At 61.5% G+C, this 19495-nt stretch carries 15 protein-coding genes; 3 read left to right on the forward strand and 12 right to left on the reverse strand.

Annotated elements, in window-relative coordinates; all coding sequences use genetic code 11:
* The first annotated feature begins 25 nt into the window (after nt 1-25).
* The gene (ilvC, locus tag EE36_RS16560; protein ID WP_005854188.1) at nt 26-1048 is read left to right on the forward strand and encodes a ketol-acid reductoisomerase; all 1023 of its coding nucleotides are present in this window, start codon (nt 26-28) and stop codon (nt 1046-1048) included.
* Between the two features lie 104 nt (nt 1049-1152).
* On the forward strand, nt 1153-2079 hold the full coding sequence (locus EE36_RS16565) for a DMT family transporter (protein ID WP_005854189.1): 927 nt from the start codon (nt 1153-1155) through the stop codon (nt 2077-2079).
* A gap of 120 nt (nt 2080-2199) precedes the next feature.
* On the opposite strand, the gene glmM is transcribed toward EE36_RS16565, so the two are convergent.
* The 8 genes from glmM to EE36_RS16605 form a co-directional block, all read right to left on the reverse strand.
* Nucleotides 2200-3546, reverse strand: a complete 1347-nt coding sequence (gene glmM, locus EE36_RS16570; RefSeq protein ID WP_037944541.1) for a phosphoglucosamine mutase — start codon at nt 3544-3546, stop codon at nt 2200-2202.
* A complete protein-coding gene (gene folP / locus EE36_RS16575) occupies nt 3543-4559 on the reverse strand; it encodes a dihydropteroate synthase (protein WP_005854191.1) in 1017 nt (338 codons plus the stop codon). Before folP ends, glmM begins: the two co-directional genes overlap by 4 nt.
* A gap of 3 nt (nt 4560-4562) precedes the next feature.
* Complete coding sequence (locus EE36_RS16580) at nt 4563-5486, reverse strand: dihydroneopterin aldolase (RefSeq protein ID WP_005854192.1); 924 nt, start codon at nt 5484-5486, stop codon at nt 4563-4565.
* A gap of 108 nt (nt 5487-5594) precedes the next feature.
* The gene (locus EE36_RS16585; RefSeq protein ID WP_005854193.1) at nt 5595-6230 is read right to left on the reverse strand and encodes a cell wall hydrolase; all 636 of its coding nucleotides are present in this window, start codon (nt 6228-6230) and stop codon (nt 5595-5597) included.
* A gap of 128 nt (nt 6231-6358) precedes the next feature.
* Entirely contained in the window at nt 6359-8881 is a 2523-nt protein-coding gene (locus EE36_RS16590) for a putative PEP-binding protein (RefSeq protein ID WP_180829350.1), read from the reverse strand.
* 104 nt (nt 8882-8985) lie between these two features.
* A complete protein-coding gene (gene glyS / locus EE36_RS16595) occupies nt 8986-11106 on the reverse strand; it encodes a glycine--tRNA ligase subunit beta (protein ID WP_005854196.1) in 2121 nt (706 codons plus the stop codon).
* A gap of 98 nt (nt 11107-11204) precedes the next feature.
* Complete coding sequence (locus tag EE36_RS16600) at nt 11205-11726, reverse strand: DUF6446 family protein (RefSeq protein WP_005854197.1); 522 nt, start codon at nt 11724-11726, stop codon at nt 11205-11207.
* Nucleotides 11723-12661 (reverse strand): glycine--tRNA ligase subunit alpha, encoded by a 939-nt coding sequence (locus EE36_RS16605; protein ID WP_005854198.1) that lies wholly within the window; start codon nt 12659-12661, stop codon nt 11723-11725. Before EE36_RS16605 ends, EE36_RS16600 begins: the two co-directional genes overlap by 4 nt.
* A 157-nt stretch (nt 12662-12818) precedes the next feature.
* Here EE36_RS16605 and EE36_RS16610 point away from each other — a divergent pair, with 157 nt between their 5' ends.
* Nucleotides 12819-14648 (forward strand): serine protease, encoded by a 1830-nt coding sequence (locus EE36_RS16610; protein ID WP_005854199.1) that lies wholly within the window; start codon nt 12819-12821, stop codon nt 14646-14648.
* Nucleotides 14649-14721: 73 nt separating this feature from the next.
* Here EE36_RS16610 and EE36_RS16615 read toward each other — a convergent pair whose 3' ends face one another.
* From EE36_RS16615 to folE2, 4 genes are all read right to left on the reverse strand, one after another.
* On the reverse strand, nt 14722-16314 hold the full coding sequence (locus EE36_RS16615; RefSeq protein ID WP_083776475.1) for a 5-guanidino-2-oxopentanoate decarboxylase: 1593 nt from the start codon (nt 16312-16314) through the stop codon (nt 14722-14724).
* On the reverse strand, nt 16314-17762 hold the full coding sequence (locus EE36_RS16620; protein WP_037945061.1) for a TrkH family potassium uptake protein: 1449 nt from the start codon (nt 17760-17762) through the stop codon (nt 16314-16316). The genes EE36_RS16615 and EE36_RS16620 overlap by 1 nt, the downstream gene beginning before the upstream one ends.
* Nucleotides 17763-17875: 113 nt before the next feature.
* Complete coding sequence (locus EE36_RS16625; RefSeq protein ID WP_005854202.1) at nt 17876-18112, reverse strand: hypothetical protein; 237 nt, start codon at nt 18110-18112, stop codon at nt 17876-17878.
* Between the two features lie 227 nt (nt 18113-18339).
* A complete protein-coding gene (folE2, locus tag EE36_RS16630) occupies nt 18340-19428 on the reverse strand; it encodes a GTP cyclohydrolase FolE2 (RefSeq protein WP_005854203.1) in 1089 nt (362 codons plus the stop codon).
* Nucleotides 19429-19495 lie beyond the last annotated feature (67 nt).

The raw sequence follows: 19495 nt of genomic DNA on the forward strand, positions 1-19495 counted from the left end.
TCAACGAACCCGAAAGGACGCCCCAATGCGCGTTTATTACGACCGTGACTGCGATGTGAACCTGATCAAGGACAAGAAAGTCGCCATCCTCGGCTACGGCTCCCAGGGCCACGCCCACGCGCTGAACCTGCGTGATTCCGGTGCGAAAAACCTCGTCGTTGCGCTGCGTGAAGGCTCCGCTTCGAAAGCGAAAGCCGAAGGCGAAGGCCTGACAGTCATGGAAATCGCCGAAGCAGCAGCTTGGGCCGATGTGATCATGTTCACCATGCCCGACGAATTGCAGGCTGAAACCTACAAGAAATACGTGCACGACAACATCCGCGAAGGCGCTGCAATCGCATTCGCCCACGGGTTGAACGTCCACTTCGGCCTGATCGAACCCAAACCTGGCGTTGATGTGATCATGATGGCCCCTAAAGGCCCGGGCCACACTGTGCGCGGCGAATACACCAAAGGCGGCGGCGTGCCTTGCCTGGTTGCGGTAGACACCGACGCCACCGGCAAAGCGCTGGAAATCGGCCTGTCCTATTGCTCCGCCATCGGTGGCGGCCGGTCCGGCATCATCGAAACCAACTTCCGCGAAGAATGTGAAACCGATCTGTTCGGCGAACAGGCTGTTCTGTGCGGCGGTATCGTTGAATTGATCCGCTGCGGCTTTGAAACACTGGTCGAAGCCGGCTACGAGCCCGAAATGGCCTATTTCGAATGTCTGCACGAAACCAAGCTGATCGTTGACCTGATCTATGAAGGCGGCATCGCCAACATGGACTACTCGATCTCGAACACAGCGGAATACGGCCAATACGTCTCCGGCCCGCGCATCCTGCCCTACGACGAGACCAAAGCGCGCATGAAAGCCGTTCTCAGCGACATCCAGTCGGGCAAATTCGTGCGTGACTTCATGCTGGAAAACTCCGTCGGTCAGCCCACGCTGAAATCCTCGCGTCGCGCCAATGACGAGCATCAGATCGAAGTCGTCGGCGGCAAGCTGCGCGAAATGATGCCCTGGATCTCTGCCGGCAAGATGGTCGACAAATCCAAGAACTGATCGCCGATGCAGCGATGTGAAAAGGCCCGGTTCTGCACCGGGCCTTTTCTTTTGCGCAACCGGCTGTCACATCTGGCGGGCCGAAGTTTCCCACAGGATATGTCATGCCGGACGCGCCCCAGATCACCAAATCCAGCTGGCTGATGATCCTGCTGCTTGCCTTCATCTGGGGAGGCACGTTTCTGGTGACCGAAATCGCCCTGACTGAAATGCCACCCTTCTGGATCGCGGCCACACGTGTCGGGTTCGCGGCCACCGTCATGATCGTTATCTGGGCTCTGCGCGGGTTTCGGCTCTTTACCAAATCCCCCACGCGCGGCGACATTGCGGCCGTGATCTTTATCGGTGCCGCCAGCTCTGCCGTGCCGTTCAGTCTGCTCGCATGGGGTCAGCAATATGTCACCTCGGGCTTTGCGGGGGTGACCATGGCGGCGACGGCGCTGATCATCCTGCCGCTTGCGCATTTCTTCGTTCCGGGCGAAGCGATGAGCCCGCGCAAGGTGATCGGATTTGCCCTGGGCTTTGTCGGCGTTGTCATCCTGATCGGCGCGCAAGCCTTTGAAAGCACCGGCACCGCGCTTGAAACCCAAGGACGTCTGGCCTGCCTGGGAGCGGCGGGGTGCTACGCCACCAGCTCGATCATCATGCGCCGCCTGCCCGCGGTGGATGCGATCGGCCTTGCGACCATCCTGCTGATCATTGCCACCTGCATCACCATTCCCATGGCGATCATCATCGAAGGTCTACCGCCCCGCCCCTCGCCGCCCATCTTCGCGGCGCTGGCATTTCTGGGCCTGATCCCGACCGCCGCTGCGAATTTCCTGCGCGTGCTGGTGATCCGCAGCGCAGGCCCGGTGTTTATGTCACTGGTGAACTACCAAGTCCCCGTCTGGTCCGTCTGCCTCGGCGCGCTCTTGTTGAGCGAACCGCTGCCGCCATCCCTGCTCTACGCGATGGTGCTGATCCTCTCGGGTGTCGCGCTCAGCCAATATGGCGCGTTCCGCCGGCTGTTCACCCGCACGCGCGCCTAACTTCCAAATGGCTCTAAATCCTCGCCGAAGGCATCCCTCAGCCACCGCAGGCGGCGCGTCCCGCGAGGGCAAGGCAGGGCCGCTGCGCAGGACATCCCCGCCAGCAGCCCTGCGATCAGCTTAAGGTGCGACAGCCGCTGTGACCGCATCCACGACGGAATCGACCGCACGCTCCATCAGCTGCGCGTCTTCATGTTCTGCCATCACACGCACCAGCGGCTCGGTGCCGGATTTGCGGATCAGCAAACGCCCCTGACCGGCCAGATCGGCCTCGGCCTGGGCGATAGCCCCTTGCACCTGCGCGTCTTCCAACGGCACTTGACCGGCAGAAAACCTCACGTTCTTAAGCAGTTGCGGCACGGGTTCAAAGTTATTCAGCAGCTCGGAGGAGGTCTTCTCCGACCGGATCATCTCTGCTAGAAACTGCAGCCCCGCCATCAGACCGTCACCCGTGGTGGCGTGGTCGGTCATGACGATATGGCCCGATTGCTCGCCGCCCAGATTGAAGCCGCCTTCGCGCATCCGCTCGACCACATAGCGGTCGCCGACGGACGTCCGCTCAAGCCGTAGCCCCTTGCCCTGCAAGAAGTGTTCAAGGCCAAGGTTGCTCATCACGGTGGCAACCAAGGCACCGTTGGCCAGCCGGTCTTCGGCCGCCCAACGGGAGGCCATAAGGGCCATGAATTGATCCCCGTCACCGACCTTTCCGGTTTCGTCAATCAGGATCACGCGGTCCGCGTCGCCATCCAGGCAAATGCCCACATGGGCACCGTGCTCTACCACCGCCGCTGCGGCGCGTTCGGGGTGGGTCGAGCCACAATTCTCGTTGATATTAAAGCCGTTCGGCGACACGCCAATCTCGATCACCTCGGCCCCCAATTCCCATAGGGTTTCGGGCGCGACGCGGTGTGCGGCCCCATTGGCACAGTCGATCACGACCTTCAGCCCGTCCAGACGCATCTGGCGCGGGAACGACGACTTCACCCGCTCGACATAGCGGAACCGCCCGTCATCGATCCGCTTGGCACGGCCGATCTTGTCGGCGGGGTTCAACTCCACACCGCCTTCGATCAGCGCCTCGATCTCTGCTTCGACAGCGTCGCTCAGCTTGAACCCGTCGGGGCCGAAGAACTTGATGCCATTGTCCGTCGCCGGATTGTGACTGGCCGAGATCATCACCCCCAGATCAGCCCGCATCGACCGCGTCAGCAGCCCGACCGCAGGCGTGGGCACCGGCCCCAGAAGCAGCACATTCATCCCCGAGGACGTCAGGCCCGCCGTCAGCGCGTTTTCGAACATATAGCCCGACAACCGCGTGTCCTTACCAATCACCACACGGTGCACACCGTCACGACCCGCGCTAAAATAGCGCCCCACAGCGGCCCCGATTTTCAGGGCGACCTCGGCTGTCATCGGATGCACATTGGCCTTTCCGCGAATACCGTCTGTTCCAAATAATTTTGTCATAAAATGCTCCCAAAATATGCGGCATGCCACAGAGCGACCGCTTGGCGGGTGTCGTCAACGTCATGCACACGGATCATTTGCACACCCTGCCCCAATCCTGCAAGCGCCACGGCGATCGACCCCGGCGCGCGGTCCTGTGCCTGCGGCGCGTTGCCGATCGTTCCGATGAACCGTTTGCGCGACACGCCTAGCAGGATAGGCGTCCCCAAAGCGTGAAACAGGCTCAGCCGCGCCAGCAGAGCCAGATTGTGATCCTGCGTCTTGCCGAACCCGATGCCCGGGTCCGCCAGAATGGCCCCCCGCGGGATGCCTGATGCCTCTAGGATGCTGACCTGCCGCTCCAGCGCGTCAAAAACATCAAGCAGCACGTTATCATACTGTGGGTCCAGATGCATGGTCGCGGGATCGCCTTGGGCATGCATAACGCAAACCGGCAGCGCCAGTTTTTGACACAGGGGCCCAAGGGCGGGATCAAAGGTGAAGCCCGACACGTCGTTTACCAGATTGGCACCAGCGCTCACCGCGGCCTCGGCCACGGCGGCCTTGCGGGTATCGATGGAGATCGGCGTTTGCAGCCCCGCCCCCCGCAACGCGGCGATGACGGGAGCGGTGCGCGTGATCTCTTCGGAGACGGGCACAAAATCCGCGCCGGGGCGCGTGGACTCACCGCCAATATCCAGAATATCCGCGCCGGCTGTCACCATCTCTTGTGCGACGCGCAGCGCATCGGGCACGGCATTATGCTGCCCCCCGTCCGAGAAACTATCGGGCGTCGTGTTCAGAATGCCCATGATGCGCGGGCGGTCCAGCGTCAGCCCTGCCATCGCGGGTCTGGGCGCGGTCAGCCGTGCCATCACGCTTGCCGGGATATCAGCCGCGGGCACAACACGGGGCGGCGTGCTGCGCGACAAGACCTCGGCATGGGTGAACCAGCCCCACCCCCCCGCGAGAGACACCGCAGTGTCAGGCCGCGCGGGGCCGATCTGGACGAGAGGTCGGAAATAATCGGTCATGTCTCACAGACTGCCTTGGTCTACCGCTACGGCGCGCAGCGGAACAGAGGCGTCAGCCGGCAGGTCCGCCCCGATCACCAACATCTCTGTCGCGTCGAAGCTGGCGGCGAACCACGCGGCCAAGGCCACTGCATCGCGCGGCTGCGCCGAGGGGGTATCCACGCTATCAAGCACGATCTTCGACGGGGCCCAAACGCTCGTCTGGCCGTTCTTCATTGCCCAATCCAGCTCTGTCCGCGTCGCCACCACAACACAGCGATCGTCCTTTGCGGCCAGCACCCAGGCGTTCTGTTCAATCGCCAGCAGATCAATGCGGCGCTGCGCCATTTTATGCCCGACCTGCGGCGCGGCGGTGTCCGATGCGCCGACACATAGGATCAGGGGCCGCCCCATCTGGTGCAACTGGTCCAGCCACCCCGCCAGATGCGGCGAGGCGATGGCATCATTGCTCAGATAAACCAGCTCGGGGTGCGGCACCTCGCGCGCCGCGGCCTGACTGTCGGGGGTATCATCGCGGGCGCGCACGATCTCGACTCCCAAAGCACCGGGGCCACGGTCCAGCTTTTCGATGCGCACAAACACCCGCATCGCCTGCCGTTCCAGCAGGATACGATCCGCGACCCGTTCGGCCAGCGTCTCGAGCAGATTCAGCCGTTCGTCCGACAGCTCGTAGGCGATGGCCTCGGTCACGCGGTCGTAGGACAGGATACGGTCCACATCGTCGTCCACGGGGCCGGTCAGCGGCTGCACCTCGACGACGACATTGAAACAGATGCGCTGCGTTACGCCACGTTCGGCCTGAAAGGCACCGATCTCGACCTCAACGATATGATCGCGCAGGGAAATCCGGTCCAGAGGTTCAGGCCCCGCCGTCGCTGCAGCGCGTTCGGACGGGTGCGCAAAGGCAAGCCGCGTGTCACTTGTCATGGGTTTGGGCCTTTGCTTGTCTCACTCGCAAACGATCCTAGACCGTTTGCGCGGATGTACCAAAGCCAGACACGGCTGGCCAGCCATCAAAGACGACAGAAACGCCGCTTAGTTCGACGCGGTCTGAACGCCGTCGCGATAGAACATGTGCACGCCGATCTTGGTGGTGCGGGTAAAGACGCGCGACCAACGGGGGCTCACGGCGGTGGTATGATAATACGTCGCCCCCCCTGTCAGCGATGGTGCCTTGCCGTCCAGCACCGCCCGCGCGACCTTGCCGACCTGCGCATAGGCGCGCGGCTCTGATATCACTTCGGCATTGCCATCGCAGGTGTAGGTGAACTGGCACTGGTATTTGCGACCTGTTCCCTGATTGATCACGCTGCACAAAGACCCGGGAAACTGCGCGGACTTCACACGGTTCATAATCACTTCGGCCACAGCGAACTGGCCCTTGACCGTCTCGCCGCGTGCTTCAAAGTACAGCGCCTCTGCCAGACAGCGCCATTGTTCGCCGCCCGATGCTTTCGGCTGTTCGGCCAGCCATGCGCGGGTGAACTCCACCTCGCTTGCGTTGTTCGATGCGATCATGCTTTCCAGACGTTCCGACCCGACAGAGCGCAGCCCTTTGGCTTCGATGTCAGCCAGTGCTTTGGCCTGTTGCGGGCTGGCGGACGCCACGGCAGGAGCAAGCAAAGACAGCGCCAGCAGGGCGCAGGACGAGAATTTCTGAAAAGAACGCATTGAGCGCCTCGCAAGTAGTTTCGGACAGCGCCCCCTACCCAAACTGGCACCAAGCGTAAACCCTGCCGAAACCGCCTGCGCGGGAACCCGCACAGGAAAACAACATCTAGGCGATCAGCCGCGCAAAACTACCCGATCTTGTCCGCGATTGCGAGCTGTGCCGCCGCCAATCGGGCGACCGGAACACGGAAAGGTGAGCAAGAAACGTAGTCGAAACCCGCTGCACGGCAAAAAGCAATCGATTCGGGGTTGCCGCCGTGCTCTCCGCAGATCGACAAGGTAATCCCAGGTTGTGCTTCCCGCCCCCGTGCGGCACCAAGCTGAAGCAGCTCTCCGACGCCATCACGGTCCAGCATATGGAACGGATCTTCGGGAAAAACGCCCTGCTGCACGTAGGTCGACATGAACCGTCCCGCGTCATCACGGCTCAACCCATAGGTCATCTGCGTCAGGTCGTTTGTCCCGAAACTGAGGAAGGAACAATGGGGCGAAATCTCTCCGGCGCGCAGGGCGGCACGGGGCGTTTCGACCATCACGCCCAAACGGTAGGTAAAGCTCGCGCCGCGTTCGGATTTCACCGCCGTTGCGATCTTGTCGACGCTGGCCTTGATCAGCTCAACCTCGCGTTTGGCCGAAACAAGCGGGATCATGATCTCGGGCACCACAGGGTCGCCATCGCGGCTGGCTTCGATCGTGGCCTCGAAGATCGCGCGGGCCTGCATCTCGTAGATTTCGGGCACCGTCACGCCAAGACGCACGCCGCGCAGGCCGAGCATCGGGTTATATTCGGTCATCGCCTCGATCCGGCGGGTCACGTTGGACAGCGGCAAATCCAGCGCCTCGGCCAGATCGCGTTGACCGGTTCGGGTCGAGGGCAGGAATTCGTGCAAGGGCGGATCGAACAGACGGATGCACACCGGCTGACCCTGCATGATGCGGAAAAGCTGAATGAAATCATCGCGTTGCATTGGCAGCAAGCGTTCTAGCACGGCGCGACGGCCTTCGCTGGTATCGGCAAAGATCATCTCGCGCATCACGGTCAGGCGGCTGGGGTCAAAAAACATATGCTCTGTCCGGCACAGCCCGATCCCCTGCGCGTCGAAATTGCGCGCGGTTTGCGCGTCGGCAGGGGTGTCGGCGTTGGCACGTATCCCGATGTCAGCGGCATCTTCGGCCCAGGACATGAGCTTTTGGAAGGTCGCGTCCAGCAGCGGCTCAAGCATATCCGCGGCCCCGCACAGCACCTCTCCCGAGGTGCCGTCGAGGGTGATTTCATCGCCTGCCTTGAACATCCGCCCGTCGGGGGCCGTGATCACCCCCTTGACCAGATCGAACCGCATCGACGAGGCACCGACGACGCAGGGCAAGCCCATGCCCCGCCCGATCACCGCGGCGTGGCTGGTGATGCCACCGCGTTCGGTCAGCACGGCTTGGGCGGCATGCATCCCGCGAATATCCTCGGGCGAGGTTTCGCGGCGCACCAAAATACATTTCTCGCCCCGTGCGGCACTGGCTTGCGCATCATTCGCGTTGAACACGATCCGGCCGGTGGCGGCACCGGGGCTGGCGGCAATGCCGCGCCCGATCACATCGCGTTTCACCCGGGGGTCAACCTGCCGGTGCAACAGCTCTGTCAGGGTGCGGGGCTGGACACGCATCAGCGCCTCTTCGCGGGGGATGATCCCTTCGTCCGCCAGCGCCACCGCGATCCGCACCGCCGCCCGCGAGGACCGCGACACGCGCACGCCATCAAGGATAAACAACTCTCCGTCAGAGATGACGAATTCCACCTGCATCTCGGCGCGCAGCCGCACCCGCATCAGCGCCGCGTGCTGTTTGAGCATCTCGAAGGCTTCGGGGGCGTGTTCCTCAAGCGACGGTCCGCGCGGATCGCGCGTCAGGTAAAGCGCATCGGCCGTGTCCTGCAAGGCGTCGCGCCCCTGCGACTGGCTCAGGTACCGCCCGGTGATCTGCGGCAAGCCGGTGGTGCTGTCCACCAGCTGCAGCACGCCCGAGCCGCAAATCCCCGTGCCCACACCGAACACCATCTGCTGCACGATCAGGCCCAGCCCCGCGTCCGCAGGCGCCCCCTTGGCCTGGCGCAACAGCCGCGCCGATGTGCCCTCCCACGCCCGCGCCATGGAACTGAGCACGGCAGTCAGCTGGGTCACACGGTCCTGGGGGAAGCTTTCTTCGGTCTCAAGCTCGTAGGCGCGTAAGGATTGCAGCAGCGCCTCGCGCCCGTCGCCTTCGACGTCGTCGAACATATCGGGGTCCAGCCGCGCCACATTGACGGCATAGGATTGCACGAAACGGGTATAAAGCGCCGATGCGGGCCCCTCGCCCATGCGTTCGCAATAATCGGCATAGCGGTCATCGTTCATGCCGATGTTCATCACCGCCCCCGGCCCGCCCCAATCCGGGTCCTGGCTAGAGGGGCGCACGCATAGCAGCGCGTCTTGGGGGAATTCATCGGCGACCGCTTGCAGATCGGGGATCTGCCCCTGCGCAATCTCGAGCACGACATCAAAGGGCAGCGCCACGGTGCGCGGCACCGGCAGATCAAGACGGACCAGACGTTGCAGACATTTCGCACGCCCCCCATGCGTATCATTCGCGATGGGGGCGGTTTGGGTCACAAGGGTTGTCATGGCGGTTTTCTGCACTGCGGCACCTTTTGGTTCCTGCGCAGCATAGGCTTTCGCCGTGGTGTGGCAAGGCGTGATCGCCTTGCCCACGTGTCGGGTCTGCTGCGTTACCCGTCGATTTTCGTCAGATCCGCGACCGAGCTACAGATCGTGCGGATACGGCTGAGCAGGTTCAACCGGTTGCGCCGGACCGTCGCATTGTCCGCGTTCACCTGCACCGCGTCAAAGAAAGCATCAATCGGGCCGCGCAAGGATGCCATCGCGGACATGGCTGTGCCGAAATCCTGTGCCTCCATCGCCGGTTTGATCTGCGCCTCCGCGGTATCAAGGGCGGCAAACAGCGCGCGCTCTTCGTCCGTCTCGGCAAACTTGATATCTGCCCCGAAGGAGTATTCCACCCTATCCGCGTCCTCGGCTTGGCTCAGGATGTTGTTGGCGCGCTTGAACCCCTGGATCAGGTTTTCCCCGTCATCGGTTTTCAGCGTCTCGCTCAGCGCCTTGGCGCGTTTGACCAGCAGGGTCAGGTCGTCGTTGCCGTCCGTCGCACCAGCAGGTGCGCCATCAGAAGAACTGATGCAAGCGTCGATGATGTCATGACGGACGCCTTGGTCTTTGAGGTAGACCTTAAGGCGATCATGTAGGAAGGAGAGGAGGTTTTCTGCCGTCTCTTCGGCGCTTCCAGCAGCCGGTGCAGGGGCTTGAGACAAATGCTCAAGGATGGTGTCACGCAGTTTCATTGACACATCATTCTCGACCAAAATCCGAATAACGCCCAAGGCCGCGCGACGCAGCGCAAACGGGTCTTTGCTCCCGGTCGGTTTTTCGTCAATCGCCCAGAAGCCGGTCAGCTTGTCGATTTTCTCTGCCAGCGCCACGGCGATGGACACGCGCGCGGTTGGCACGTCGTCGGATGGCCCCAGCGGCGCATAGTGGTCTTGGGCGGCGGCGGCGATGGCCTCGGACTTGCCTGCGGCTTTGGTATAGTAGCTGCCCATAAGCCCCTGAAGTTCGGGGAACTCATAGACCATTTCGGACGAAAGATCGGCCTTGGCGAAACGGGCGGCGGCGCGGGCCTCTTCCGCATCGGCCCCGACCATCGGGGCGAGTTCCCCAGCCAGTGCTTCCATGCGCGAGATCAGCTCTGCCTGTGTGCCCAGCTTGTTGTGGAAGGTCACGTTGGACAGACGGTCCACCCAGGTCTGCATCCCTGCCTCCGATTGCGCGATGCGCAGATCGTTTTCCCAGAAGAATTTAGCGTCCGACAGACGCGCAGAGAGCACTTTTTCATTGCCCGCCAGAATGGTCGCGCCATCGTCGGCGGTGGTGCGGTTGGCGACGGTGACAAAGCGTTCGATGCGGCCCGTCTTGGGGTTACGCACGGAAAAGAACTTCTGGTGCTCTTTCATTGAGGTTTGCAGCACCTCGGGCGGCAGACCAAGGAAATCATCGCCAATCTGCCCCATCAGCACGACGGGATATTCCACCAGCCCTGCGACCTCGGCCAGCAGCCCCGCATCCTCGACCACCTCAAGCCCGTTGGCAAAGGCCATATTGGTCGCGTCGTTCCAGATCGTATCGCGCCGCTCTGCCGGATCGAGCACGACAAAGACGCGTTTCAGCTTGGCGCTGTAGTCGTCAAAGCTGCTGACGGTGATTGTATCGGGGGCCAGAAAGCGGTGCCCGCGCGTGGTATCGCCTGCGGTAATCCCGTCGATGGTCAATGGCACGGTCTGCACGCCATCCTCGGCCGACAGGATACACAGGATCGAATGCAACGGGCGCACCCACCGCAAGCTGCCACTGCCCCACCGCATGGATTTGGGCCATGGGAAGTTGCGAATGGTGGTTTCCAGCACTTCTGCCACGATCTCGGCCGCGGGGCGGCCCGGCTTGTTGATCATGGCGAACAGGATCTTGCCCTTGGGCGTGTCGCGTTCTTCCAGCTGGTCGCGGGTCAGCCCCGCGCCACGCAAGAACCCTTCGATGGCTTTTTCCGGCGCGTCGGCCTTGGGGCCTTTGCGTTCCTCGACCAGCGACGGGCTGGCGTCCAGCATCCCTTCGACGGTCAGGGTCAGGCGACGCGGCGTCGAAAAGGCCGCGGCAGAGGCATAGGTCAGCCCCGCATCCACCAGACCGTTCGTCACCAGTTTCTTTAGATCATCCGCCGCGCGCGCCTGCATGCGGGCGGGAATTTCTTCCGAGAAAAGCTCTATCAGGAGGTCGGGCATGGGTTCGTACCTTTCGGGGCCGCGTGTCGCTTGGGTGCGGTTAAATATGTGTCGCGCAAACAGCGCTTATGTCAAAGGGCCTGTCGATCCGGGGTGGATCAGTCGGCGGGGCGTTCCGGGCAGGCTTCGCCCACCACGGTGCCATCATAGGATTTGTCGCCACAATCGTTCAGCTCGTGCCAGACATAGCCGCGCCCGTCCGAAGTGATCGCAACAATACGGTCTACGCCGAAATGCACGTTCTTCTGCCCCAGAAAGGTCAGCGCCGTGCCTGCCTCGATCTCTTCTGCGATGGCCTTGGCGTCGAAACAGTCGAACCAGCCCGGTGCATTGCGCGGCGTGACCTCGTCGCTGACGACATAGGTTTCGGACAGCATGGCGAGGCTAAGCGAGGTGTCGAAACATGCGCGGTAGCGGATGGGCGAGCTGTCGGCGTCGATGGCGCGGAAATTGTCGGTCAGGATCGGCTCGGACGCATTGCTGGAGATCGACACCAGCGAGACGCCCTCATCCGGTGCCGGTGCCTCGTGATAATAGCCGTAGACCTGTAGATAATAAAGCGCGAGACCCGCAATGGCTGCTGCAACCAAGATGACGCCTCCTACAATTTTACCGTTCATGCCGCGTTTTCCGACCAACCGCCGGCCCGTGTCTGAACAAAGGCGTCAGCGCAGGCTTTGGCAAGGGTGCGCACCCGCCCGATGTAAGCCTGACGCTCTGTCACCGAGATGACACCGCGTGCGTCCAGCAGGTTGAAGATGTGGCTCGCCTTGATGCATTGGTCATAGGCGGGGTGCGCCATCACGATGCGCTTGCCGGTCTTGGGGTCCACGGCGTCTTGCGCAAGGATCGCCTTGCACTCGTTCTCTGCCTCGACAAAGTGGTCCAGCAGCACGTCGGTATTGGCGACATCAAAGTTCCAGCGGGCGTATTCTTCCTCGGTCTGTTTGAACACATCACCATAGGTCAGCGGGATCGGCGCGTCGGGGCTGTTAAAGGGCATGTCCATCACGTGATCGACGCCCAGAACATACATCGCCAAACGCTCGAGCCCGTAGGTCAACTCTCCCGACACAGGGTGGCAATCATGGCCGCCGACCTGCTGGAAATAGGTGAACTGCGACACTTCCATGCCGTCACACCAGACTTCCCAGCCCAGTCCCCATGCGCCCAAAGTGGGGCTTTCCCAGTCATCCTCGACAAAGCGGATGTCATGCAGCGCCATATCGATCCCGATCGCCTCAAGCGATCCGAGGTAGAGCTCTTGCAGGTTGGGCGGGCTGGGTTTGATCAGTGCCTGAAACTGGTAGTAATGCTGCAAACGGTTGGGGTTTTCCCCATAGCGCCCGTCGGTCGGGCGGCGCGAGGGCTGCACATAGGCGGCGGCCCAAGGGTTGGTGCCAAGCGCGCGCAGGGTCGTGGCCGGGTGAAACGTACCCGCACCGACTTCCATGTCGTAGGGCTGCAGGACCGCACAGCCCTGACGCGCCCAATAGGACTGTAGGGCGAGGATGATTTCCTGAAATGAACGGGGGCGCTGGACCGGGTCGGACATAAGATTTTGCCTTTGCTGCTGCGCGCCTTTCCTAAGGTGCTGTTGCGGTAGGGTCAATTGGCAGCTTTGTGATGATTTGCGCTGTCTCAAGCATGGTATTTTGCACAGGTTCCTGCTTATCTACTGCAAGTTTAAATCCTTGAGAGCACCCATACCTATGACGCGACTGTTTGCGGCCCTAATCGCCGCCTTGTTTATTGCCCCGTTTGCCTTTGCACAGTCTGCCGATGATGTGGTTTGGATACAGGTTGAAGCCCAGCCCAATCTGGCCGCGGCGACAGATCGCGCACGTGCCTATAGCGCCAATCTTGAGGATGTGAACGGCTTTGCCTTGGGCGGCAGCTGGTATGGAATCGCGGTCGGCCCCTATCGCCGTGATGACGCAGAGCTGTTGTTGCGCCGCTACCGCCGGGACGGGGTGATTCCGCGCGACAGCTTTATCCAGCTTTCTGAACGGTTCCAGCAGCAGTTCTGGCCCGTGGGCGCGAACGTCCTGAACATTCCGCTGATCGCACCGGTTGACCCCGCATCCCCCACCGATACGCAGACAGACAGTGAGATCACGCAAACCACCCTGCCCCCCGCCAGCGAAGCGCTGGAGCAAGAGAACACCGCCACCGTAGAGGTAGAAACCACGCAAGTCCCCGTCCTGCCAGAACCACCACGTGACGAAACCCTGGCCGAAGCGCGCGCCAGCGAACGGGATCTTGACCGCGAGGCGCGCGAACAGTTGCAGGTCGCGCTGAAGTGGGCCGGGTTTTACAATGCCTCTATCGACGGTGCCTTCGGGCGGGGTACGCGGGGGTCTATGGCCGATTGGCAAGGGGCCAACGGCTATGACGCCACCGGCGTGCTGACAACGCTGCAACGCGCCGCCCTTCTGAAACAATATAACGCCGTGCTCGAAGGTCTGGGCCTGCAGGTCGTGCGCAACGCCGACGCGGGGATCGAGATGGTGATGCCGACCAAGATCGTGGGGTTTGACCGGTTCGAGCCCCCCTTCGCCCATTACAATGGCACCGGCGACATCGACGCGCGGGTTCTGCTGATCAGTCAGGCGGGCGATCAGGATACGCTCTTTGGCCTGTATGACATCATGCAGACCCTTGAAATCGTCCCCGAAGAAGGCCCGCGCGAGCGGAAGTCCGACAGTTTCGAGCTGATCGGCGAGAACGGTCGCATCGTCAGCCAGACGCAGGTGTCGCTGCAGAATGGCGAGATCAAGGGTTTCACCCTCATCTGGCCCGCCGGGGACGAAGACCGCCGCCGCCGCGTGATTGCCGAGATGACGAAATCCTTCACCCGCCTGCCCGGTACGCTGGATGCCGCAGCGGGGGGGGGCGACCGTCAGGCTGTCGATCTGGTGTCGGGTCTGCAAATCCGGTCGCCGAAAATCTCGCGCTCGGGCTTCTTCATTGATGGGCGCGGTACTGTTGCCACCACATCCGAGGCGGTGCAAAGCTGTGGTCGTCTGACGCTGGACGACGAGACAGAGCTTGATGTGGTTGTTGACGATGCGGCCAGCGGGATTAGCCTGCTGAAACCCCGCGCAGCGCTTTCGCCACTGGATGTGGCGGCGTTCAACACCGTGCCCCCCCGTTTACAGTCAGAAATCGCGGTTGCGGGTTTCCCCTATGAAGGCGTGCTTGGATCAGCGACGGTGACCTATGGCACGCTGGCCGATGTGCGTGGGCTGCAAGGCGAAGAGAACATCGCCCGCCTCGCGCTAGAAGCCCGCAGCGGTGACGCGGGTGGTCCGATTCTGGATCGTGACGGGCGGGTCTTGGGCATGTTGCTGCCCCGTGCCAATGGCGCACGCGAATTGCCCGAAGATGTCGCGTTTGCGGTTGAATCCAAGGTCATCGCAGAGCTCGCGCAAAAGGCCGGTGTCACCGTGGATACCACGGCCAGCAGCACCACGATCAAGCCGCAGGACCTGCGTGAAAAAGCCAAGGGCATGACCGTACTGGTCAGCTGTTGGGAATAAAGAAAACCCCCGATCTCCCGTTTAACGGGGGATCGGGGTCAGTCGTTTGAACCGCTTCGGGCAGCGCCCTTGATCAGACTGCGGTCTGGGGTGTCAGATAGATCAACGTCGGGCGGTCGGCCTTGAAGGCTTGCGCCAAGACCTCTGGCAACTCCTCCAGCGATTTCGGTGCCGCAGCATAGGCTCCATAGGCTTCGGCCAGTTTGCAAAAATCGGGATTATGAGCGATGACCGCATTTGGCGCGATCTGCGCGCGGGTCATGCTGTCTTCGATTTCGCCCAGTTTGCCATTGTCCCACAGGATGATCGGCAAGGGCAGCCCCAGCTCTACCGCAGCCCCCAGTTCCTGCACCGTGTATTGAAAGCCATAATCGCCGATGATCGCCATGGTCGGCAGTCCGGGGCGGCCAATGGCACCACCAATCGCAGCAGGTGTTGCGTAGCCAAGCGTGCCGAACCCGTAAGGATGATGCCAATTTCCGGGGCGGTCCATCTCCCAGACCTCTGTCGCGGCATAGGCGAATTGGGTCATGTCCGAGTAGATCATCGTGCCTTCGGGCGTCGCAGCCTTCACCGCCTCCACCACGGCAAGGATGCCCGGACGTTCCATATCCACTTCTGACCGCCAGCGTTTGCGCCAGCCTGCCACCTCGGCCGCATTCCAACCCGCTGCTGTGCGTTCGTCCGGCAAGGCAGCGTCAAGCGCGGTCATTACCTGTACCGCATCCCCAAGGATGGCAAACGGTGCTGCCTGCGGGTCCGCCAGAACCGACGGATCAATATCAACGCGCACCAGCTCGCCTGAATGGCCCAGATGATCGCGCCAGAGGTCCACCTCTGCCAGCTCGGTCCCGACGGCGATCACAAGATCCGCCTGCGCGATCACATCGACGCTGCTTTCCCGCGCGAGATAGGCCCCGAAATGCAGCGGCGCTCCGGGCGAGACGATGCCACGTCCGGCATAAGTCGTCAGGCTCGCCGCCTGCCAGCGGGCCAGCAGGGCGTCAACGTTTTGAACGCCAACGGCACCACCGCCAAAAATGAACAGCGGCTTCTGCGCTGCCGCCAGCTTTTGCGCCAGAAGGTCGATCTGCGCAGAGGGCACCGCCGGCAAGGTCGCGCTGACGGCAAGGGCGTGCGCGGGGGCGGCCTCTGCCTCCAGCAGGTGAATGGGAACAGAAATATGCTTGGACCGCGGGCGGCTGGTGGCAAATTCGGTCAGGGCGCGATCAATCAACTGGTAGGCCGCCGGTGCCGTCAGCGCCATTTCGGACCAGTCGCACACGGTTTCCGCCGCCGCGCGCTGATCGTTCATCTGGTGCAGCTGCCCCTTCCGCGCCGCCGTTTCATCCAGACAGGAGGACAACACCAGCACCGGCACGGAATCGCTGTAGGCCTGCCCCATCGGCGTCATCACATTGCACAGCCCCGGGCCGGTGATCACATAGGCGATCCCCGGCTTGCCTGTGGCCCGGGCATAGCCATCTGCCATAAAGCCCGCCCCCTGTTCGTGCCGCGCCAGCACATGGGTCAGCCCTGCTTCCTCGATCCCGCGGTACATCTCTTGGTTATGCACGCCGGGGATGCCAAAGATCACCTCTACCCCGCGAGTTTTGAGCATATGAGAAATCTGTGCCCCCAAAGGACGGGTTTGTACTGCGCTCATTATGCTCTCCAGAATTTGAATGTCAGAATGACGTATACCGCCATAAGCTCCAGCCGCCCGACCAGCATTGCGGCGGTCAGGATCCATTTGGCTGTGTCGTTGAGGGTGCTGAAATTGCCCGCCGGCCCGATGATCTTGCCCAGACCCGGCCCGATGTTCCCCAAGGCCGCCCCCGCCCCCGAGATCGAGGTCACGAAATCCAGCCCTGTCATGCTGAGCGCCACGGCCACCAGCCCTAATGTCAGCGTGAAAAACATGAAAAACGACATGACCGAGATCATGACATCGCCGCTGATCGGGCGACCGTCATAGCGCGGGGTAAAGATGCCGTGGGGTGACCGGATTCGCTGCAACTGCGCACGGATGGATGCGAACAACAGCTGATAGCGGAAGATCTTGATCGAACAGGCGGTGGACCCCGCGCAGCCGCCAATCAGCCCCGTAAAGAAAAACAGCGCCACGGGAAACGGCCCCCAGGTCATATAATCGACCGAGGCAAAGCCCGTGCCCGAAATGATTGAAGTGATGTTGAACAGCGCCTCGCGCAGGGATTGCTCCCAATGATGCGGAAAGACCGACTGGATAGAGATAAAGATCAGCCCCACCAGCACCGCAATCGTCAGCAAGAAACCCTTTACCTGCGGATCACGATGCAGGGCCAAGGGGTTACCGTTCAGCAGTTGCACGTAGCGCACGAAAGGCAGCGCCGCGAGCACCATGAAGATCGACGCCGCATATTCCGCATTGCCGCTAAAGGTACCGAAAGAGGCGTCATAGTTTGAAAACCCGCCCGTAGACACCGTGGTCAGCGCGTGGACCGTCGCGTCAAAGACGTTCATTCCCAAGGTCAGATAGGTCAGCGCGCAGGCGAAGGTCAGCCAGACATATATGACCGAGATCTGGCTGGCGATCTGCCCGGCCCGCGGGAGGATTTTACCAAAGGTATCAAAGGCTTCCGACTTAAAAATCTGCATACCACCGACGCGCAGTTCGGGCAGGAACACCATCGCCACAACAATGATACCGATGCCGCCCAGCCACTGCAGGATCGCGCGCCACAACAACAGCCCCTTGGGCAGATCATCAAGCCCGGAAAACACCGTTGATCCGGTGGTGGTCATGCCCGACATGGCCTCGAACACCGCATCGACGAAACGTGCCTCTGTCGCGCCCAGCATGAACGGCAAAGCGCCGAAGAGCGGCAGCATCAGCCACACGGCCGTGGTCAGCAAAAAGGTCTGCTGGATCGTCAGCCCTTCCCTGACCCCGTTGGCACAGGCCAGCGCGATCATGCTGCCCCCCAGCATAGTGATCAGCCCGGCCTCGACGAAGACAGGCCAATGGCCGCGCCCTTCGGCAATATCGACCAACATTGGCACGATCATCGCAATGCCAAGCACCGACACCAACAGGCCGATGACATATCCAACTGGGCGCAAATCCAACATCTGCGCAGCGTTGGCGCGGCGGCGCGCCGGTGTCAAGGACGCGCCCTGCGGTAAAACGCAAAACGGCCCGGGCAAGACACACCCGGGCCGTCAATACTCAACCTGTGAACCGATCAGACGTAATATGTGTCGCGGAAAACATGGTGCACGATGTCATCACGCTTGATACCCATCGCGGCCAGCTCTTCGTCGGTCTTGGATTGCAGGAATGTCACCTGACGCATCCGGCCCGAATTCGCACCCGCTGCGATCAAACCGTTCCAGATGGCAGCAAAAAACCCGCCGATGACGGCGAATGGAGCTTTGATGGTGGGGACGTTGCTTTGCGAAATTGTGCTGTTGTAAGCCATAATAAACTCTCGATTTATCTTGGCATTTCTGCCGGTTACCTTGTTCTGCCTCTTAATATAACGAAGCAATCCCCAATGAGAACCGACGTTTCTGCATAGCAGCATCCCGAAGATGCCGCATCGCAGCATGGCTTTGTGCATGTTTCAAGCAAGCACCACAAACCTCCGCGCAATAAATACGCAGAATGAAAACATGTCAGAGTAACTGCCCTAAAACCGTGCGAACATCAGCCGACGTGAAACAGCGTGCTGAACAGTCTGGGGTCGATGCTTTGAGCCGCAAAGGTATCGCCCTGCGTCAGAACAGAGATCGCATCATGACTGTGCAGGCTTTCTTGGTGGCTGGCCACAACGCGAAAATCACGCACCCGCGGTTCGGCTTGCAACTGCTCGCAGAACAGCCGCGCCGCATCCTCGACAAAGATCGGATTAGCGGCGTTCAGCTCGGCAAACGCCTGTTCGTCCTCGCGTTTGACCATCACCTGCGTCTCAGTCGGCACCGCACGGCGCGCCGCGTCGATCAGGTCTTCGAACCACAGGCAGCTTTCCTCGCAGTTCACCTCGACCGAGATCCGCGCGACAGAGCGTTGCGAATGCGGCGTGGCAAGCTGCCCCCGTGTCGCACGGGCATGCTCGGACAGCTCCAGCGAACAGGGACAGGTAGAGGAATAGACGTAATCAAGGTGGATGATTTTCTTGCGCGCGCCTGCGGCCTCGACCAGCTCAAGCGCGATGTCGTAATACTGGTAGCCCGACAGGCCCGACCGCAGGCTATCGATCCGTACCGGAAAAGAAAACCGCATCTGGATGCGGGCATCATAGCTTTCGAGGTCGGACTTATAATCATCCAGCGCAGCTTCCATCACCTCGAAGCTGAACACCTCATCCGCATGTTTATAGAAACTGCGCATGATGCGGGACATGTTGATGCCCTTCTTATCCGCCTCAAGGCTGACCGATCCGGTGACCGATGTCTCGAGCGTCAGATCGCTGCCCTCGCGGGTGTGAAACCGCATGGGCAACCGAAAGTTCGATATCCCCACATGCTGGATCTGCTGTTTCGCACCACGGATCAGGCTCGACGGTCCGTTTTGCAGATCCGGTAGCGTGGCCTTGTAATTGTCACCCACGGCGAAATCACTGGGGTAATCGCGGCTGAACTGCGGGTAGCTTTCGGCGCTTTGCAGCAGACGGGCCAGCGACGGGTCCAGCGTCTCAATCTCGGCGGCGCTGGCCTTGCGCGCCCAGGCACGCAACGTATCAAGTGCCGCAACCGCATCATCACGGTCCGGTATCACTGTCGCGGCGATATTCATAGCAAGGCCCTTTCGCAAGTTGCCCCCTATATAGGCGATATCGGGGGCTTTACCAATGCTCCGTCCA

It is taken from the genome of Sulfitobacter sp. EE-36 (genome assembly GCF_000152605.1).
GTDB classification, from domain to species: Bacteria; Pseudomonadota; Alphaproteobacteria; order Rhodobacterales; family Rhodobacteraceae; genus Sulfitobacter; species Sulfitobacter pontiacus.